This window comes from Rhizobium sp. CECT 9324, assembly GCF_918741265.1.
GTDB lineage: Bacteria > Pseudomonadota > Alphaproteobacteria > Rhizobiales > Rhizobiaceae > Allorhizobium.
On the sequence record NZ_CAKKMZ010000002.1, the window covers coordinates 147,723 to 165,717 of the forward strand.

General features: G+C 57.9%; 18 protein-coding genes. 11 read left to right on the top strand and 7 right to left on the bottom strand.

The genetic code is table 11. The features are described from left to right. The first annotated feature begins 2 nt into the window (after nucleotides 1-2). The 3 genes from LQ231_RS20665 to LQ231_RS20675 all read left to right on the top strand — a co-directional run bounded on the left by LQ231_RS20665 (nucleotide 3) and on the right by LQ231_RS20675 (nucleotide 3,411). The gene (locus tag LQ231_RS20665; RefSeq protein WP_113143630.1) at nucleotides 3-1,007 is read left to right on the top strand and encodes a TRAP transporter substrate-binding protein; all 1,005 of its coding nucleotides are present in this window, start codon (nucleotides 3-5) and stop codon (nucleotides 1,005-1,007) included. Between the two features lie 245 nt (nucleotides 1,008-1,252). Next, the gene (locus LQ231_RS20670; RefSeq protein WP_230173654.1) at nucleotides 1,253-2,455 is read left to right on the top strand and encodes a mandelate racemase/muconate lactonizing enzyme family protein; all 1,203 of its coding nucleotides are present in this window, start codon (nucleotides 1,253-1,255) and stop codon (nucleotides 2,453-2,455) included. 80 nt (nucleotides 2,456-2,535) lie between these two features. Beyond that, the gene (locus LQ231_RS20675) at nucleotides 2,536-3,411 is read left to right on the top strand and encodes a DMT family transporter (protein WP_230174991.1); all 876 of its coding nucleotides are present in this window, start codon (nucleotides 2,536-2,538) and stop codon (nucleotides 3,409-3,411) included. A 247-nt stretch (nucleotides 3,412-3,658) separates the two neighbouring features. On the opposite strand, the gene LQ231_RS20680 is transcribed toward LQ231_RS20675, so the two are convergent. The 3 genes from LQ231_RS20680 to LQ231_RS20690 are packed head-to-tail and all read right to left on the bottom strand — an operon-like array spanning nucleotide 3,659 to nucleotide 6,667. After that, a complete protein-coding gene (locus LQ231_RS20680) occupies nucleotides 3,659-4,300 on the bottom strand; it encodes a ThuA domain-containing protein (protein ID WP_230173656.1) in 642 nt (213 codons plus the stop codon). 18 nt (nucleotides 4,301-4,318) lie between these two features. Then, nucleotides 4,319-5,419, bottom strand: a complete 1,101-nt coding sequence (locus LQ231_RS20685; protein WP_230173658.1) for a Gfo/Idh/MocA family oxidoreductase — start codon at nucleotides 5,417-5,419, stop codon at nucleotides 4,319-4,321. Between the two features lie 27 nt (nucleotides 5,420-5,446). Continuing rightward, a complete protein-coding gene (locus LQ231_RS20690; protein WP_230173660.1) occupies nucleotides 5,447-6,667 on the bottom strand; it encodes an ROK family transcriptional regulator in 1,221 nt (406 codons plus the stop codon). 181 nt (nucleotides 6,668-6,848) lie between these two features. Between LQ231_RS20690 and LQ231_RS20695 the strand changes: the two genes are divergently transcribed. The 4 genes from LQ231_RS20695 to ugpC all read left to right on the top strand — a co-directional run bounded on the left by LQ231_RS20695 (nucleotide 6,849) and on the right by ugpC (nucleotide 11,090). Continuing rightward, a complete protein-coding gene (locus tag LQ231_RS20695) occupies nucleotides 6,849-8,153 on the top strand; it encodes an ABC transporter substrate-binding protein (RefSeq protein ID WP_230173661.1) in 1,305 nt (434 codons plus the stop codon). A gap of 90 nt (nucleotides 8,154-8,243) precedes the next feature. After that, the gene (locus LQ231_RS20700) at nucleotides 8,244-9,161 is read left to right on the top strand and encodes a sugar ABC transporter permease (RefSeq protein WP_356637615.1); all 918 of its coding nucleotides are present in this window, start codon (nucleotides 8,244-8,246) and stop codon (nucleotides 9,159-9,161) included. Continuing rightward, nucleotides 9,154-10,002, top strand: a complete 849-nt coding sequence (locus tag LQ231_RS20705) for a carbohydrate ABC transporter permease (RefSeq protein WP_230173662.1) — start codon at nucleotides 9,154-9,156, stop codon at nucleotides 10,000-10,002. The genes LQ231_RS20700 and LQ231_RS20705 overlap by 8 nt, the downstream gene beginning before the upstream one ends. Nucleotides 10,003-10,016: 14 nt before the next feature. After that, nucleotides 10,017-11,090 (top strand): sn-glycerol-3-phosphate ABC transporter ATP-binding protein UgpC, encoded by a 1,074-nt coding sequence (gene ugpC / locus LQ231_RS20710; protein WP_230173663.1) that lies wholly within the window; start codon nucleotides 10,017-10,019, stop codon nucleotides 11,088-11,090. Between the two features lie 11 nt (nucleotides 11,091-11,101). Here the strand turns inward: ugpC and LQ231_RS20715 are convergent, their stop codons facing one another. Continuing rightward, nucleotides 11,102-11,794, bottom strand: a complete 693-nt coding sequence (locus LQ231_RS20715) for a GntR family transcriptional regulator (protein ID WP_230173664.1) — start codon at nucleotides 11,792-11,794, stop codon at nucleotides 11,102-11,104. A gap of 123 nt (nucleotides 11,795-11,917) precedes the next feature. Between LQ231_RS20715 and LQ231_RS20720 the strand changes: the two genes are divergently transcribed. The 4 genes from LQ231_RS20720 to LQ231_RS20735 all read left to right on the top strand — a co-directional run bounded on the left by LQ231_RS20720 (nucleotide 11,918) and on the right by LQ231_RS20735 (nucleotide 15,987). After that, nucleotides 11,918-12,955 carry a TRAP transporter substrate-binding protein gene (locus tag LQ231_RS20720; RefSeq protein ID WP_230173665.1) on the top strand — a complete coding sequence of 346 codons (1,038 nt, stop codon included), beginning with the start codon at nucleotides 11,918-11,920 and terminating at the stop codon, nucleotides 12,953-12,955. Between the two features lie 66 nt (nucleotides 12,956-13,021). Beyond that, on the top strand, nucleotides 13,022-13,501 hold the full coding sequence (locus LQ231_RS20725; RefSeq protein WP_230173666.1) for a TRAP transporter small permease: 480 nt from the start codon (nucleotides 13,022-13,024) through the stop codon (nucleotides 13,499-13,501). A gap of 56 nt (nucleotides 13,502-13,557) precedes the next feature. After that, a complete protein-coding gene (locus LQ231_RS20730; protein WP_290371389.1) occupies nucleotides 13,558-14,805 on the top strand; it encodes a TRAP transporter large permease in 1,248 nt (415 codons plus the stop codon). Nucleotides 14,806-14,820: 15 nt separating this feature from the next. Next, entirely contained in the window at nucleotides 14,821-15,987 is a 1,167-nt protein-coding gene (locus tag LQ231_RS20735; RefSeq protein WP_230174992.1) for a mandelate racemase/muconate lactonizing enzyme family protein, read from the top strand. Nucleotides 15,988-15,992: 5 nt separating this feature from the next. Here the strand turns inward: LQ231_RS20735 and LQ231_RS20740 are convergent, their stop codons facing one another. From LQ231_RS20740 to LQ231_RS20750, 3 genes are read right to left on the bottom strand one after another with little or no spacing between them, the layout of a single operon-like run. Next, complete coding sequence (locus LQ231_RS20740; RefSeq protein ID WP_230173668.1) at nucleotides 15,993-16,805, bottom strand: transglutaminase family protein; 813 nt, start codon at nucleotides 16,803-16,805, stop codon at nucleotides 15,993-15,995. A 46-nt stretch (nucleotides 16,806-16,851) separates the two neighbouring features. Further along, nucleotides 16,852-17,793 carry a transglutaminase family protein gene (locus LQ231_RS20745; protein ID WP_230173670.1) on the bottom strand — a complete coding sequence of 314 codons (942 nt, stop codon included), beginning with the start codon at nucleotides 17,791-17,793 and terminating at the stop codon, nucleotides 16,852-16,854. Then, complete coding sequence (locus LQ231_RS20750) at nucleotides 17,790-17,984, bottom strand: hypothetical protein (RefSeq protein WP_230173671.1); 195 nt, start codon at nucleotides 17,982-17,984, stop codon at nucleotides 17,790-17,792. Before LQ231_RS20750 ends, LQ231_RS20745 begins: the two co-directional genes overlap by 4 nt. Between the last annotated feature and the right edge of the window lie 11 nt (nucleotides 17,985-17,995).

Below are 17,995 nucleotides of genomic sequence, written 5' to 3' on the forward strand. Positions count from 1 at the left end.
TTATGAGGAAACTGCTTCTAGCCACCACCGCGATCGCTTTCGGCCTGTCGGCTGCAGCACCTGCTTTCGCAGAGTTCAACGACCGCAACATCCGCATCTCGAACGGCATCAATGCCGATCATCCTGTCGGCAACGGCATCAAGGCCATGCAGGCCTGCCTCGATGAAAAGTCGGGCGGAAAGCTGAAGATCACGGCATTCTGGGGCGGCGCACTCGGCGGCGATCTTCAGGCAACCCAGGCACTGCGCTCGGGCGTCCAGGAAGGCGTTGTCACCTCGTCTTCGCCGCTGGTCGGCATTATTCCTGCCCTCGGCGTATTCGACCTGCCGTTCCTGTTCGGCACGCCGCAGGAAGCCTATACCGTGCTTGACGGCAAGTTCGGCGACATGATGAACGAGAAGCTGGAAGCCGCCGGCCTGGTCAATCTCGCCTATTGGGAAAACGGGTTCCGCAACCTGTCGAACTCGGTTCGCCCGGTCACCAAGTGGGAAGACTTCTCGGGGATGAAGGTTCGCGTCATGCAGAACAACATCTTCCTCGACACCTTCCAGAACCTGGGTGCTAACGCCACGCCGATGGCATTCGGCGAAGTGTTCTCGGCGCTCGAAACCAATGCAATCGACGCCCAGGAAAATCCTTATGTGACGATCGACACCTCGAAGTTCTACGAGGTCCAGAAGTTCATCACCGAAACCAACCATGCCTATACGCCGTTCCTGCTGCTGTTCTCCAAGGCGATCTTCGACACCTACACAGCCGAAGAACAGGCAGCCCTTCGTGAATGTGCCATTGTCGGTCGCGATGAGGAGCGCAAGGTCATCCAGGAACTGAACAAGACCTCCCTCGAAAAGATCAAGGCTGCGGGCCTGCAGGTCAACACCCTGTCGCCGGAAGAACAGGCTCGTATCCGCGAGAAGTCGATGGTTGTCTACGAAAAGCACAAGGCTGAAATCGGTGCCGACGTGGTCGACGCGATCATTGCCGAACTGGCTGAGATCCGTAAGTAATCGTCTCAACGACTTTGACTGAGAAGATAGGGGACCGAGGCGATGAGCTCCGGTCCCCTTTCTATGGTAGTTCATTTTCGGGTGACACGCAGTGATCGCCGGGCGATGAATGGTGGGTGATTGACGCAGCGTATCTGCAAATGGCGGCGGCAATTTCTCAGCCAGCGCCGCGATGACAAAAATTTTGATCAAGGCTTAAAGGCAGTGCTGACCGCAGGCCCTCTTGATCGCGGAGGAGGAGTTCCATGAAGATAACCGGCCTTGAAACGGTGCGCGTTGCCGAACGCGCCAATCTCCTATGGCTGCTTGTGCATACCGATGAGGGCATTACCGGTCTCGGCGAAACCTTTTTCGGTGCCGAGACGGTCGAAGCCTATGTGCATGAATACATCGCACCACGGGTCATTGGTCGTGATCCGTTGCAGATCGATCTGCTTGCCGCCGACCTGGTGGGCTATCTCGGTTTTCGCTCGTCCGGTGCTGAGGTGCGCGGCAATTCAGCCTTCGACATCGCGCTCTGGGACATTTTCGGCAAGACCACGGGTATGCCGATTGCCCAACTGCTGGGCGGCTTCACCCGTCGCGAGATCCGCACCTACAATACATGCGCCGGCACCGAATACATCAAGAAGGCGACAGGGCAAACAACTGCCAACTACGGACTGTCGGAAGGTCGCGACTATGACGATCTGAACGGCTTCCTGCACAATGCCGATGAGTTGGCCCATTCGTTGCTTGAGGAGGGCATCACCGCGATGAAGATCTGGCCGTTTGATGCGGCCGCCGAAAAGACACGCGGCAATTACATCTCGATGCCTGACCTGAAACAGGCGCTTCACCCATTTGAAAAGATCCGCGCGGCTGTCGGCGACAAGATGGACATCATGGTCGAGTTTCACTCGATGTGGCAGTTGTTGCCGGCCATGCAGATTGCCAAGGCACTGACGCCCTATAACACGTTCTGGCATGAAGACCCGATCAAGATGGACAGCCTGTCCAGCCTTGCGCGCTACGCAGCCGTTTCGCCTGCACCTATTTCCGCATCGGAAACCCTCGGCTCGCGCTGGGCATTCCGCGATCTTCTGGAAACCGGGGCTGCCGGCGTGATGATGCTCGACATTTCCTGGTGCGGAGGTCTTTCGGAGGCGCGCAAGATTGCCTCGATGGCCGAGGCGTGGCATCTGCCCGTCGCGCCGCATGACTGCACGGGCCCAGTGGTACTGTGCGCCTCGACCCACCTGTCGCTCAATGCACCGAACGCACTGGTCCAAGAAAGTGTCCGGGCGTTCTACCGCACATGGTATCGCGATCTGGTCACGGCCTTGCCCGAAGTGAAAAACGGCATGATCACTGTGCCGCCGGGCCCGGGGCTTGGCATGGAACTCAATCCTGAACTGGATCGGGCCTTTACGGTCAGCCGCCGCCTGTCGGATACGACCAGCCTCTAGCGCTCGAATAAAAAAGAAAATTTGGGAGGATTTGCGTGACAACAATAGAAACTCGTGCGGCCGCATCTGGAGCGTCAGCGATGACGGGGCCGCTGATCATGCTGCTCGGCATGCTGATGTTTGCGCTCAATGACGCGATGGGCAAATGGCTGGTGGCAAATTATGGGCTTGGACAGGTCATCCTGATCCGCAGCTTGGCGGCACTCGTCATTCTGGCGCCCTTTCTGTGGAAGGCGGGCTTGCTCTCCGTGCTTTCGGTTGAACAGCCGTGGATGCAGTTTGCCCGCGTGGCGTTGTCGACCCTGGAAGTATTTTGCTTCTACTATGCGGTGATGTATCTCCCGCTGGCGGACGTGATGACCTACTGGCTTGCCGCGCCGATCTATGTGGCGGCCGCTTCCCCCCTGTTGCTTGGCGAAAAAGTCGGGTGGCGACGTTGGTGCGCGATCGCCGCCGGCTTCATCGGCGTCATCATCACGCTGGAACCGTCGTCGGCAATGTTCACGCTGCCGGCCCTGATCTCGATCGTCGGCAGCGGCGCCTTCGCCTTCATGCTCCTGTCGGGCCGCAGCCTGCGCAATACGCCGGACAAGACCCTGGTCTTCTTCCAGGTCGCAGGCGCAGGACTTGCCGGGCTCGCTTTTGCGCCTTTCGACTGGGCGCCGATTTCATCCGGCATCGACCTGGCATTGCTCGGGTTGCTGGGTATCGTCGCGATGGCCGCCCATATGCTGGTCAATCGCGCCCTGAAGATTTCGGATGCGGCAACGGTGGCACCTCTGCAGTACACGCTGCTTCTGTGGGCGGTGGTATTTGGCTGGATGTTCTTCGGCGACGTGCCCCGTATAGGCATGCTTGTCGGCGCTGGGCTGATCGTGGCGTCTGGCCTCTTCATCTTCTTTCGCGAACGACAGCTGAAGGCGCGCAATGCAGTTTCGCCAGTTGTTGCGGAGTGATCCCTGCCTCTCGTGTAAGGTCAAAGCACCGGGGGTAAGCGCAAAGAACAGATATTCGCCAGCGTCGGGCGAACGCGGCTTTAAAAGAGAAAAAGAGGACAGGGAGGTGCTCATTCCGCCATCGTTCGCATTCGACGCGCCGAGCCATTAACGTCCTCCCCCAAGGTTCGGCGATCGTATTTCGATCGGTTTAGAACGTTGGGGAGGACGTCATTGATATGCCGGTGCTGGCCTCAGGCCAGCATCATCAACGCGCTGCCCAGTCGGCTCCGCGGCGAAAGATCTCGCGCATTTGTGGAACCTGGAATTCCGCAGCCACATGCCCGAGCGCCGAATAAAATACCCTACCTTTGCCGTAGTTGCGCTTCCAGACCACCGGCATGACGACACCGTCGATCCACCAGGCGTGATCGCCGGTAAAAGTGGTGGTGGCAAGCACCTCGTTGGAAGGGTCGACATGCATGTAATATTGCTCCGACCGGTAGGGAAAATCGGTCATGCCGGCCATCAGCGGATCGTCCGGTCGCGTGATGTTGACCGTGTAGTCGATGATGTTGCCCGGATGGGCGACCCATTGTCCACCGACAATGAACTGGTATTCGACGCATTCGCGGAATGCATCGCCGGCACCTCCATGATAGCCGGCGAAACCCACGCCGTTTTCAATCGCGGTAGCAAGGTTTTTCGCCTCTTCCTTCTCGATCTTCGACATGGTCATGATCGGCACGATCAACGAGAGGTCATGGATCGATGGGTCTGCGAAGGCTTCCGTACTGCGCTCGACATAGACCTTGAAACCATCCTCCTGCAGGATGTCTCGGATGATCTCGGCACATTGTTCCGGTTCGTGGCCGCTCCAGCCACCCCAGACGATCAGAGCTTCACGCATGTTTCATTTCCTCCAGTGTCAGCGGGCCAGTTGGCCATCGTCCAGCGAAACCGACAGGGGTGCCGGGCGCTCGGTCTTGGTGTTGATCTTGATGGTCGCGCCGCTCTCGGCTGCTTTCTGGAAGGCTTCCATCACCTCCAGCACGTGTAGCGCCAGATCGCCATTGGCGCGGTGCGGCCTGTTGGACCTGATCGCATGGGCCATATCGGCTACGCCGATCGAACGATAATTGCCATCCGCATAAGGTTGCGTGGTTTCCTGCGGCTCGAAGGCGCCGCCCTTCTTCAAAAGCTCGACCTGGCCACCAAAGTGGTTCGGATCGGGAACGATGAGAGTGCCTTCGGTACCGTAGAGCTCGAGGGGAACATGCTTGTGACCGGCCACGTCGAAGCTCATGCCGATCTGGATGATCGCACCCGATTCGAACGCCATGACGCCGGCGACATGGGTCGCAACGTGAACCGGTATAAGCTCGCCCCTGCGCGGTTCGCTGGTGATCAGGCGCTCCTTGCGCGGCGCGACGGCAAAGCCGGCAACCTGCGAAACCGGCCCGAGCAGATTGACGAGGTCGGTGATGTAGTAGGGACCCATGTCGAGCATCGGGCCGCCACCAGTCTCATAGTAGAAATCCGGGTTCGGATGCCAGCGTTCATGGCCGGGGCACATGAATGTCGCGGTTCCCCCGACAGGAATGCCAAGAGCACCTGAATCAACCAATGCGCGTGCCGTCTGGTGCGCGCCGCCGAGGAATGTGTCCGGTGCCGCACCGATGCGCAGTCCTTTTGAGCGGGCTGCTGCCGACAAGGCCTCCCCCTCTTTGAAGTTGATGCCGAGCGGCTTTTCCGAATAGGTGTGCTTGCCGGCATCCAGAACCTGCATCGCAACCGCGACATGCGCCTTCGGAATGGTCAGGTTGACGACGATCTCGATCGTCGGGTCGGCAAGAAGCTCTTCAACCGTTCGCGCGGTGAGGTTGAATTCTGCTGCACGCTGGCTGGCGAGATCCTGGTTGAGATCCGCGATACCCCGCACATCCAGGATCGGGAACGAGGCCATCGCCTTCAAATAGGCTGACGAAATGTTTCCGCAGCCAATGACGCCAATACCCACCTTTTGCATGTTTCCTCCCAGAGTTGTTTTATTGTGTCAGACTTTTGCTGATTGCGGTGCCGGTGCAGGTCCCGTGGTGCCCCAAGGCGATTCGTAGAGTTCGCAAAGGGCAACGACAGCCGCGCCTTGCGCCCACATTTCCTCGGCTGATTCGTCAAAGACCAGCTCGGCGATCTCCTTGATAGAGGAGGGGATCGCTGATCTGTAGGAGTCTGACAGTGCCTTGCTGAACAAGGGGCCAAGCGACAGGCTCGCGCCGACGATGATGACGCGTGGTGGACCAAACAGCGTCACGATATTGGCAACGGCAATGCCGATGGCTTCGCCGGCGCGGGTTGCTGCCAGGATCAGCGTATTGTCCTCCGCGGCAATCAGCGTCTGGGCCAGCGTCATTCCGCGCCCCAGGCGCACTGCATCGGCGAACCGTCCAAACTGGGCTTGGTCACCAAGGATGGCAGCCTCGCCGGCAACAGAGGCAAGCCGAACGCTTTCAGCGAGGCCGCTTCCCATCATCAGGTCGCCAAGATTGTGGCTGAGGCCGCCGGCGCCGCGAAAAAGCTGCCCGCCATGCAGCACTCCCAGACCCAGCGAATGTTCGAGCGACACGAGTACCATGTCATCCAGATCGCGCCCCTTGCCGAACCAGTGATGGGCGAGCGTGATGGCATGGGAATCGCTTTCGACGATCGTCGCCACATTCAGCCGGCTGGTCATCTCGGTAGAAAAGTCGACGTCTGCTTCGCTCAGGATCGGGCTCGAACGGACCAGCCCTGTGCGATGTTCGACAACGCCCGGAAAGCCGACGCAAACAGAATCTATATCGTCGAGTGCCAGGCCGGCGTCAACGACACACCGCCGTATGCCGTCTTCGATCAGGTCCGCGATCACGCTGATCGGCTGCCGGGTGATCCTGACGGGGAGCGATAGATGAGAAATGACCTCGCCACAGAAATTGGTCACCACAAAAATCATCTGGTTGGCAGCAATCTTGGCGCCAACCACGCGGGCTGCATCCGGGTTCAATTCCAGCATCACCCGGGGCCTGCCTCGCGCGGCGGCATTGCGAATATCGCCTTCGTGTCGCGTCAGGATGAGGCCATCGTCGAGAAGCGAACCGGTAATGGCCGATACTGTGGTGGTTGACAGTTGCGAGCGCTCACTGATCTCCACCCGGGATATGGGACCAAATCGCCGGATCGTATCCAGCACGGTAAAGCGATTGATGGCGCGCATCAATTCCGGGTCGGCGGTTTTCATAGCTGGATGGCGCTCGCATCTCGATGATTATATTCGGTATCGGGACAAAAATAGGCGACATGGAGCCGGGGTTGTCAATAGATTTCGCAGAAATTTGCACTTTGTCAGTTGACATTGTCTGGTCCTTGGCCTGATTTTGTACGTGTTGAGGAATAAATGCGCACCTTGGGAGGAGAACAGGATGACGCATCATGGTGGAATGGCGCCTGCTGGCGCCAAACGTCTCGTGGGTCTGGCAGCCGCAACGGCTGTCGCACTGCTGGGCGGAGCAGGACTTGCATCGGCCCAGACGGTCGTCAAATGGATGCATGTCGAGACAGTCCCGGCCTATATCCAGGTCTGGGAGGAGATTGCAGCCGATTACGAGGGTCAGCACCCGGATGTCGATGTGCAGCTGCAGTTTTTGGAAAACGAGGCATTCAAGGCAAAACTGCCGACACTCTTGCAGTCGGACGCCGCACCCGACTTCTTTTACAGCTGGGGTGGCGGTGTCTTGCGCCAACAATCTCAGACCGGTGCACTGATGGATCTGACGGAGGCGATGAACGCCGACAATGGTGCATGGGCAAAGAGCTACAAGCCGGCGGCCGTGAACGGCCTGACCTTCGATGGCAAGGTCTTTGCGGTGCCGTATCGCATGGGCACGATCAGCTTCTACTACAACAAGGCGCTGTTTGAAAAAGCCGGTCTCAAGGCAGAAGATATCAAGACCTGGGATGACTTCCTGCAGGCGGTGAAGACACTGAAGGATGCGGGTATCACCCCCATTGCCGGGGGTGGTGGCGACAAGTGGCCGCTGCATTTCTACTGGAGCTATCTGGTCATGCGCAACGGTGGCCAGGAGGTCTTCGACAAGGCAAAGAACAATGAGGGCGACGGCTTCCTGGATCCCACGATCATCAAGGCGGGCGCGCAACTGGCCGAACTAGGCAAGCTGGAGCCGTTCCAGGGTGGTTACCTGGGAGCGAGTTGGCCGCAGACACTCGGCGTGTTCGGCGACGGCAAGGCTGCCATCCTGTTAGGCTTCGAGCACACCGAGCCGAACCAGCGAAATAACGCCGGCGATGGTAAAGGTCTGGCGCCTGAAAATATCGGGCGGTTCCCGTTCCCGGTCGTTGAAGGTGGCCCCGGCAAGGTGACCGATACCCTGGGTGGCTTGAATGGTTGGGCAGTGTCTAAAAACGCATCGCCCGCAGCCGTCGATTTCCTCCGGTTCATGACAAGCCCTGAACAGGAGAAAAAAATGGCTGCAGCCGGCATGATCATTCCGGCAGCAACCGGTGCCGAGGACGGATTGAAGAACCCCCTGATGCGTGAAGCGGCCGACCAGTTGGCAGCATCGACGTGGCACCAGAATTTCTTTGACCAGGACCTTGGGCCTTCCGTCGGTCGGGTCGTCAATGACGTTTCGGTCGAGATCCTGGCTGGGCAGATGTCGCCGGAGGAGGGTGCGCAGATGATCCAGGACGCACGCGAGCTGGACTAAAGCTTTGACGCAATGTCGCCGGCCAGACTGGCCGGCGACATTCAAGCGGCCGACGTGCAGGGAGGAACCAGCATGACAACAACCACCGCCTTGGCAGGCGCTTCACCGGTCGCCCCGGTCAGCAAGGTCAAATACAAAAGCCCGACAGCCCGTGGGCGGTTGCCCGTCCTGGTTTTATTCCTGCCGCCGGCGATCTTGTTGTTCACACTTTTCGTCATTTTGCCGATGGGTGAGGCGGCATGGTACAGCCTTTACCGCTGGAACGGCTACGGCACGCCGACCGAGTTTGTCGGTCTGCGCAACTTTACCGTCCTGTTCAACAATGCTGCATTTTCGCAGGCTCTGATCAACAACGGATTGATCATCGTGGTCTCGCTGCTGGCCCAGATTCCGCTGGCCATCTGGCTTGCAATGATGTTGGCGCACAAGCTGCCGGGCGTGGTTGCTTTTCGGCTGGTCTTTTTCCTGCCCTATGTTCTGGCCGATGTCGCGGCCGGCCTGATCTGGCGCTTCGTCTATGACGGAGATTATGGGCTGCTGGCCGCGATTGCCGGCTTTCTTGGAGTCGAGACGCCTTATGTGCTGGCGGATCGTGACTACGCGATCTACGCCGTGCTCGTGGTGATCATCTGGAAATATTTCGGGTTTCACATGATGCTGTACATTGCCGGATTGCAGGCGATCGACAAAAGCGTCCTGGAAGCCGCCGAAATCGACGGCGCGACCGGATGGCAGAAATTCCGCTATGTGACCCTGCCGCTTCTATCATCGACGGTCAGGCTGTCAGTCTTCTTCGCCATTATCGGCTCGCTACAGCTTTTCGATCTGATCATGCCGCTGACGGGCGGCGGACCATCCAATTCGACGCAGACCATGGTCACATTCCTGTTCACCTATGGTGTGACGCGGATGCAGGTTGGTCTCGGCAGTGCGGTTGGTGTGGTGCTATTTGTCATCTGCATCACCCTCGCATTCGGCTACAAACGGATATTCATGCGCCATGACTGATACGAAAGCAGACGTCAGAATAGCGGCCGGAACGAGGGTCTACCTCTATGTTTCTCTCTCTCTCGTCGCCGCGCTTGTGTTGATCCCTCTGGTGACGACGGCGCTTGGTGGCTTCAAGACACTTGGTGATCTGCGTACCAGCCCCTTTGGCCTGCCGACGGATTGGATCTGGTCGAACTATACCGATATCCTTTTCGGCGAGCGCTATTGGCGGCAGATGACGAATTCCCTCTTCATCGCCACGATGACCGTGTTCTTGACGGTCGTGATTTCCGCCATGGCAGCCTTCACCTTCGCTCATGTCAGGTTTTTCGGATCAAGCCATTTGATGAATTATTTCCTCATCGGCCTGATGTTCCCCGTTGCAACGGCGATCTTGCCGCTGTTCATCAGGATCCGCGATCTGGGGCTGCTCGATTCCTATTGGGGGGTCATCCTGCCGCAGGTCGCATTTGGCCTCGGCATGAGCATCCTGTTGTTCCGCAACTACTTCCGCAATCTGCCCGACGAACTGTTTCAGGCGGCGTTTGTCGATGGCTGCGGCTACATTCGTTTCTTCTGGTATGTCTCGCTACCGCTGTCGCGGCCGATCGTCGCGACGGTCAGCATCGTCACATTCGTCAATAGCTGGAACAGCTACATCCTGCCCCTGATCATGTTGAACACCGAAAACAAATATCCCTGGCCGCTTGGGATCATGGTCTATCGCGGCGAGTTCGGCACCGAATGGCAATTGGTTCTGGCGTTCATCACGCTGACCATCCTGCCGACCGTCATCGTCTTCTTCCTGGCACAAAAGCACATCATCGCGGGCCTGACGGCTGGCGCGGTCAAGTCGTAAATACGGAGAGCAAAATGGCATCTGTCGAATTGAGGGGTATCCGCAAGGCCTATGGCATGCTGGAGGTTATCCACGGCGTTTCGCTCACGATCGAGGACGGAGAATTCATTGCCCTGGTCGGCCCCTCCGGTTGCGGCAAGTCAACGCTGTTGCGGATGATCGCAGGACTTGAGGAGATCAGCGACGGCGAGGTGCTGATCGGTGACAGCGTGGTCAATGCATTGACGCCACGCGAACGCAACATCGCCATGGTCTTCCAATCCTATGCGCTCTACCCGCACATGACGGTGGCGCAGAACATGGGCTTTAACCTAAAGCTGTCGGGCGTGTCCAAGCCGGATATCGACAAAAAGGTCAACGAAGCAGCGCGAATGCTGGCGCTTGGCGAACTCCTTGACCGCAAGCCGAGCCAGTTGTCCGGCGGGCAGCGCCAGCGCGTCGCCATGGGGCGCGCCATCGTGCGTGACCCTGCGGTCTTCCTGTTCGACGAACCACTCTCCAATCTTGATGCCAAGTTGCGCGTCCAGATGCGCACCGAGATCAAGACCCTGCATCAGAAGGTTGGCACAACTTCCGTCTATGTCACGCATGACCAGATCGAGGCGATGACGCTTGCCGATCGCATCGTCGTTCTGAATGGTGGCCACATCGAGCAGGTGGGAACGCCACTAGAACTTTATCGCACCCCCGCAAATCTGTTCGTGGCGGGCTTTATCGGCTCTCCGGCGATGAATTTTCTCGATGCTGTGGTGGATGCGCAAGATGGCGGACCAAGCGCGCGTCTCGCCGACGGTACCAGCATCAGGCTTGCCGCCGCGCGCAAGGTCAGCCGCGGGCAGACGGTCAAGCTGGGCATCCGGCCGGAACATCTCCAGGCAGGCCAGTCGGGCGACAGCATCGTGCGTGGCGAGACGCTGGTCGTCGAGCCGACCGGTGCCCAGACACATGTTCTTTTCAGCCTTGCCGGTGAGCCTGCGACGGCTGTCGTCGACGGCGCATTCCCGGCTCGTCATGGCACGCCTTTCGAGGCGGCAATTAACGCAGATCAGGTGCACGTTTTCGATCAGCAAAGCGGACTGTCGCTTTGATATGACCCCGCTTACCGCTGGGCCTGCCGCATTCGCTGGATGAGGTTGCGCTCAGCGGCTCTCGCATGGGCCTCGACGATCTTTTGGGTCTCCTCGACGTCGTGGCGAGCCACAGCCGCCATAATGGCGCGATGTTCATCGATCATCGCAATGCGACGTGCCGGACTGACCGGGTACCGACGCGCAAGTCCCCTGACGACCTCGCCATGACGTTGCCTGATCGCCAGAGCCTCTTGGTTGAAATGTCGATCGTACATGATGCCGTGAAATGCTTCGTCCAGTCGATCGAGGTCGGCCTGGTCGTCGGGCTTCATTTCGATCTGCAACTGAACTCTATTCATCGCCTGCAGGTCTTCCTCTGTGGCTTGCTCAACGAAGAGCCTCACCAGATACGGCTCGATGAGGGCTCTGATGTCAAAGATGTTGCGGACGAATGCCTCGTCCAGCGTACGTACCCGAGCGCCGCGGTTTCGGTGAATCACGACGAAGCCCTCGCCGCTTAGCTGATGGAGTGCCTCCCGAATTGGGTTCGTGCTGACGCCGTACCTGCGGCTGAGGTCATGGGTTTTTAGCCAAGAGCCTTCGATCAGGCCGCCGTTGATTATATCTTCCCGCATGCGCTCGTGCAGGGGCTGGAACGCGCCCGCCTCTACGGCCTCCGCTGAAGCCTCGTCAGGCGCATTGTTGTTGTGCAACGTCGGCAATCGGTGTCCTCCATGTCTGCGCCTCTTGTAGCGGCTCAGAAATCATACAGCAACACCGCTTGACTTTGTACAATTTCATATAGTTTATGTGCGATATATCGCACAATCTGGGAGGAGATGCGGATGTTTAAGCTAAGATCGCAAGTTTTTGGTGCTTTGATGATGAGCGCGACGCTCATTGTAGCAGCCTCGCAAGCCACCGCCGCTGAGATCAAATTCGCCTTGGAAATGTTTGAAGGCGACAATCCGGAATTCAATGCTGCGAAAGCATTCAAGGACTATGTTGAAAACAAGAGCAACGGCGAACTGACCGTGCGCTTGTTCCCGGGAAATCAGATGGGATCCGTCCGTGACACGACGGAAATGGTTCAGGCGGGCACGCTGGAAATGACCCTGCCGTCAGACGGTGCCTTTGCCGGATTCTACAAGCCGATACAGGTCTGGTCGCTGCCTTACCTCTTCCGCTCCGCGCCGGTCGCATGGGACGTGATGAGCGGCGAATTCGGCCAGTGGATGCTCAAGGATATTGAGGAGAAGACCGGCATCAAAGCTCTGGCGTTTTCGCAAAACGGTTTCCGATCCTTCGTCAACAATGTTCGTCCCATCAAGACGCCTGCCGATATGCAGGGCATGAAGATCAGGACAATGGAAAGCCCGGTTTACATGGAAATGGTCAAGGCCCTCGGTGCCAATCCGACCCCGATCGCTGGCTCTGAAGCGGTGATGGCGCTGCAGCAGGGCGTAGTCGACGGGCTCGAGAACCCGCCACCGGTGCTCTATACGGGCGGCGCTGCAGATGTCGCAAAGCATCTGACGCTCAACGAACATGTACTCGGCCTCCATATTATCGTCGTCGGAAAGAGCTGGTTCGAATCGCTGCCGCCAGCTCACCAGGCAATCGTCCAGGAAGGCGCGCGCCTCATGGCTTCGGTTGAAAACGTTCAGAAGACGGAAGGCGACTGGATTTACGCGCAAAAGATTGCCGAGGAAAAGGGAGTCCAGGTTCATACCTCGACGCCCGAGGAAAAACAGGCTTTCAAGGACGCCGTCTATCAACCGGTCCGCAAATATATCGCGGAGCAGGTCGGCGAGGAGCTACTGCAGCAGATGGAGGCCTCTGTTGGTGAGGCCGAGGCAAAACTTTATCAGCAGGCAGAGTAACGTCCGAACTGCCTCAAGGTGCCGGACAGGGTTCGGCACCGTTCACGTTAGCCACGGAAGCGCGCAATGACGATACGAGATCTATCACGCACCCTAGCCAAGGTTTGCGAAACCCTGGCTGCTGCCATCCTGCTGATCGTTTGCCTGATCAACTTTGCCCAGGTCGGGGGGCGCTATCTGATGGGAACCTCATTAAGTTGGGGCGAGGAAACGATGCGCTACATCATGATGTGGTTGATGATGCTCGGTAGCGTCACAGCGGTATACCGAGCCGAACATATGGCCGTTGAGGGGCTGCAGGACCTCGTCTCGCCACGATACCGGTCTCTTGTCCGCAGCTCTCTTTATGCGATTGGTGGCATCCTGTTTGTGTTTCTCGCTTATTATGGATGGGCCGCCGCCATCCGGAACCTGTCGCAGCACGCGGCAGCTTCCGGTATCCCCATGGTTGTTCCCTATATGGCGATTCCGATCGGTTCCGTGCTGATCCTTATCCAGATCGTTCTCTGCTGGATCTCTGGCTTTGAAACCGAAGTCCATGAATAGCCACCTGACACTCCTTTCCGGCGAGATTTGATATGATTTGGGTTGCACTTGTTTCCATGGTGCTGCTGCTAGGCGGCGTGCCAATTGCAATGGCGTTGGGTCTCGGCGGCACGCTGGGCGTGTGGCTGACCGGGATCCCGCTCCAGGTCATCGTCACTCGCTTCTTTTCCGGTGTCGACAGCTTCGTCTTCCTGGCCATGCCGTTCTATATTCTGGCAGCGGAAATAATGAACCGCAGCGGCATCACCACGCGGTTGATATATCTTTCATCAATTTTTACTGGGCGCCTTCCGGGCGGTACTGCCTACACAAATGTCGGCACTTCCGTATTGTTTGCCGGGATATCCGGGTCGGCGGTCGCCGACGCAAGCGCACTCGGACGCTTTTTCATGACAGTCATGCCGAAGGAGGGCTACACGAAGGAATATTCTGCCGCGGTGACGGCGGCATCGTCGATCATTGGTCCTATCATTCCCCCGTCGGGCCTCGCGATCATCATGGCTGCCGTCTCGGGCCTTTCAGTGGTCGATCTGTTTGTCGCCGGCGTCGTACCTGGCCTTCTGTTTGGCGTGGCGTGTTGCGTAGTGATCCTGTTGAAATCGATACGCAGCGGTCTGCCAACGTCCATTGTCAAAGTGAAGCGCGACGAACTGCCAAAGCTGCTTCTTGAAGGCACAGCCGTCATGTTACTGCCCTTCATCATTGTTGGCGGGATGGTCACAGGTGCGTTCACGGCCACCGAAGGTGGAGGTATTGCCGTCTTTGTGGCGACGATGCTCGGGCTATTCATGTTCCGAAGCATCAACCTTGCGGATATCTGGGGTGCATTGATCGTTTCCGCGAGGGCAAGTGCAACGATCTACCTGTTGGTCGCGGCGTCCTCCATCCTGTCCTACGCCCTCAACCTGCTTGGAATAGGCGCAATGGTTACGGCAGCAGCGCCGTACTTCGAGGGAAGCCCGGTCCTGTTTCTGGTTGGCATCATGGTCCTGATGTTGATCCTTGGCTTGTTCCTCGACATTGGTGCTGCACTGCTGATCTTTGTGCCACTCGTCATGCCCACGGTGATCCAACTCGGCATCGATCCGATTCAAGCGGCGATGGTGATCATTCTATCGCTCGCCATGGGGTTGATCACACCTCCAGTCGGTGTCGTCCTTTTCATTCTGATGAAGATCGGCAACATCAGGCTAACTCCACTGATGCGCGAACTTTTCCCGTTCATCATTGCGGAGATCTGCATCATCCTGCTCTTGATATTCTTCCCCTCTCTCTCAACCTGGCTGCCGGACCTGCTTCGATAGACCGCGTCAAACTATCTGGAATCGCACATGAAAATTACTGCCATCAAGCCATATATCGCAAGAGTTGGCGTCAGAAACCAACTGGTCGTCAAGGTAGAGACGGACAGCGGTATTTATGGCTGGGGCGAATCCGGGCTGTCTTACCGTGAAAAAGCGGTAGCGGGTGCCATCGACCACTACGCCCAGTTCCTGCTGGGACAGGATCCGATGCGCTGTGGGGCTCTATGGCAGGAAATGTATAGGAGCCAGTATTTCGAAGGTGGCCGTGTTCTGACGGCGGCGATCGCCGCCCTTGATATTGCTTTCCATGACATCAAGGGCAAGGCACTCGGAGTGCCCGTCTATCAATTGCTGGGAGGAAAGCAGCGCGATCTAGTACCGGCATTTGCAACGACATCCGCAGAGCCGGGCGAGGCGATGATCGAGCAGACTGTTCTGCTGAAGGAGGCCGGATGGAACTGCGTGCGTTTTATTGCCGCCGGCCAGGAAAACACCGAGCGTTTCGAGCCGAGGGAATCCATTGCCGTGACCGCCGAATGGGTGACCCGCGCTCGTGCGGAAGTCGGCCACGCGATGACGCTGGGCGTTGAATATCATCATCGGCTGAGCGTCGCGGAAGCTGCTTCCTTCTGCCAGAAAATGCCGAGTGGCACGATCGACTTCATCGAGGAGGCCATCCGTGACGAGGCACCAACCGCCTACGAAGCCTTGCGCCAGATGACGAATGTGCCATTCGCAATCGGCGAGGAGTTTTCATCGAAGTGGCAGTTCCTGCCCTATGTCGAGCGCGATATCCTGCAGTTCTGCCGGATCGATATCTGCAATGTCGGCGGCTTCACCGAGGCGATGAAGGTCGCGGGCTTGTGTGAAGCCCATTATATCGATCTTATGCCGCACAATCCGCTGGGCCCGATCTGTACGGCGGCATCCGTGCATCTTGGCGCGGCTGTCGCCAATTTCAGCTGGCTGGAATGCCGCCAGAGCCCGGCGGAGCAACACTGGGGCTTCGACAATTCCACCCTGTTTCCAGGCCAGATTCAGATGGATGGCGCGTTTTATGTCGTTCCTGACGCGCCGGGCCTGGGAGTGGATGTCAACGAGGCGGAATTGCAGAAAATGCCGTTCGAATACGCCGAGCCGCCGCATCTGCGCCGGACCGACGGCTCGTTCACAAACTGGTAGTCTGGTCAGGCATCGATGATCTCGTCGGTGATAACCTCGAAACGAACCAACTGTGCGGGGCCGAAATTGGTGGTCAAGGCCACGTCAATGGCATCGCGCCCGGTCGCCATCAAGATGCGCCCGATACGCGGCTTGTTGTGACGGGCATCGACCGTGTGCCAGCAGCCGCCAAGATAGACCTGAAACCAAGCACTAAAATCCATCGGGTTCGGATCCTGCGGCACGCCGATGTCGCCCAGATAGCCCGTGCAGTAGCGGGCTGGAATGTTCATGCAGCGGCAAAGCGTAATTGCCAGATGCGCAAAATCGCGGCAGACGCCGGTTTGGTCCATGAAGCCGCCATAGGCGGATCGGGTCGAATCGGCTCTGTTGTAGTCGAATACGATGCGGTCATGGGTGAAATCGAGGATGGACTTGACGCGCGCCCAACCTGTTGGGGTGGTGCCGAAGTTCTGCCAGGCGAAATCGGCCAAGCGATCGGTGTCGCAATAGCGACTGCCCAGCAGATAAACCAGGACATCATCCGGCAGATCCTTGATCGCGTGCTGGACGGCATGTTCGGGGATGATGTCGGGCTGGCCGTCGTCATAGATATCGAACGACGTTGATATTGTGGTCAGACCCGGCGGAGCGAGGATACGCGAGCAGGCGTTTCCGAACCCATCCATGTAATTCCAGGCTTCAATGTCTCGATCGAAGGTCAAAACTTGTTCTGATAAGAGGTCGACGCGGCGGGAGGGATGAATGTTCAACGCCAGTAGCATTGGTGTTGGTTGGGTGCATTCATAGCCCAGATTGAAGCCAGCTCTTATCTTCATGAATTCCTCGGTTCGGTGCCCGTACAAATCGCCGGTCGGCGCTGGGTCATGAGTGAACGCTCAGCAGGGACGAGTGTTCCGTCACATGCCCAGGCAAATGCCTTCTATCGTCAGCAGGTTTCGTCGTCACGTTGACCTGTACCGACATGCCCGCAAAGTCAGTTGGCCCACCGTCGTAACTTCCATAAAGCGGCACGGCCTGGCGTGGGTCGCGCGCAACGCCGACGCGGATCAAGTCACGGTTGCCGACAATGCCATTTGTTGGGTCGAATTCGACCCAGCCGGCACCCGGAATATAGACTTGGCACCAGGCATGTGTGGAGCCGCCGCCACGGGTCGTCGAACCGTCGCGATCCGGGACATAGACATAGCCCGTGACGAAACGGGCAGCCATGCCAAGCGCACGACAGGCCTCGACCATCAGCAGGGCGAAATCGCGACAGGTGCCCTTGCGGGACGACAGTGTCGTCTGCGGTGTCTGTGTGCCGGGTTCATGTCGCCGGGCATAACTGAAGCTTTCCTGGATCGCGCAACACATGGTCATCAACAGCTGACCCGTTGGCGTGGCCATTCCAAGTGCGACAAACTGGCTGGCCCATTTGGCGACTTCATCACTCTGGTCCGGATAATGCCGTTGAATGACCCGCTCAAGGTCCGGTTGCTCCTCAGGGTCATAGGAGAATGGATAGGTTGCGGCTGCCTCGTCAATCTCAAGATCGAGTGCGACCTGCGGCGTGTGGTCGACAGTGATCCAGGTTTCGAAACGCAGGCTTGTCGATGGCCGGGTGATATCGACAATCGCGACGCAATTGCCAAACACGTCCTGAATCCAGCGTATCTGCTGTGGATGTGGATCGCAGAGGAGCGTTGCGTCGAGAAGGCGTTGGTCGTAGCTGTCGCGCGGTCGAAACATCAGCCGATGCTCGCCGAAATGCACCGGTCGTTTGTAGCGATATTCGGTAACATGCCTTACGGAGAAAATCGTCATATTGGAATTTTGGCCTTGCGCTCCAATGATGAGCATGCGCCGGGACGTTGCCTGACTGGGAGCTCTGAATGTTTATCAGGCGACCATAGCACCTCTATGGCTTGGCGGCTTGCCCCATTTTCACTTTCGCGCAGGGAATTTCCGTCGTCTTCAGCTTTTGCCTGACGATCGATTTTTCTGTTTCGTTCCATTGTCATTTTCC

Coding starts and splice junctions, on each gene's coding strand:
- LQ231_RS20665 (WP_113143630.1), top strand. CDS start 3: ATGAGGAAACTGCTTCTAGCCACCACCGCGATCGCTTTCGGCCTGTCG.
- LQ231_RS20670 (WP_230173654.1), top strand. CDS start 1,253: ATGAAGATAACCGGCCTTGAAACGGTGCGCGTTGCCGAACGCGCCAAT.
- LQ231_RS20675 (WP_230174991.1), top strand. CDS start 2,536: ATGACGGGGCCGCTGATCATGCTGCTCGGCATGCTGATGTTTGCGCTC.
- LQ231_RS20680 (WP_230173656.1), bottom strand. CDS start 4,300: ATGCGTGAAGCTCTGATCGTCTGGGGTGGCTGGAGCGGCCACGAACCG.
- LQ231_RS20685 (WP_230173658.1), bottom strand. CDS start 5,419: ATGCAAAAGGTGGGTATTGGCGTCATTGGCTGCGGAAACATTTCGTCA.
- LQ231_RS20690 (WP_230173660.1), bottom strand. CDS start 6,667: ATGAAAACCGCCGACCCGGAATTGATGCGCGCCATCAATCGCTTTACC.
- LQ231_RS20695 (WP_230173661.1), top strand. CDS start 6,849: ATGACGCATCATGGTGGAATGGCGCCTGCTGGCGCCAAACGTCTCGTG.
- LQ231_RS20705 (WP_230173662.1), top strand. CDS start 9,154: ATGACTGATACGAAAGCAGACGTCAGAATAGCGGCCGGAACGAGGGTC.
- ugpC (WP_230173663.1), top strand. CDS start 10,017: ATGGCATCTGTCGAATTGAGGGGTATCCGCAAGGCCTATGGCATGCTG.
- LQ231_RS20720 (WP_230173665.1), top strand. CDS start 11,918: ATGTTTAAGCTAAGATCGCAAGTTTTTGGTGCTTTGATGATGAGCGCG.
- LQ231_RS20725 (WP_230173666.1), top strand. CDS start 13,022: ATGACGATACGAGATCTATCACGCACCCTAGCCAAGGTTTGCGAAACC.
- LQ231_RS20730 (WP_290371389.1), top strand. CDS start 13,558: ATGGTGCTGCTGCTAGGCGGCGTGCCAATTGCAATGGCGTTGGGTCTC.
- LQ231_RS20740 (WP_230173668.1), bottom strand. CDS start 16,805: ATGAAGATAAGAGCTGGCTTCAATCTGGGCTATGAATGCACCCAACCA.
- LQ231_RS20745 (WP_230173670.1), bottom strand. CDS start 17,793: ATGACGATTTTCTCCGTAAGGCATGTTACCGAATATCGCTACAAACGA.
- LQ231_RS20750 (WP_230173671.1), bottom strand. CDS start 17,984: ATGGAACGAAACAGAAAAATCGATCGTCAGGCAAAAGCTGAAGACGAC.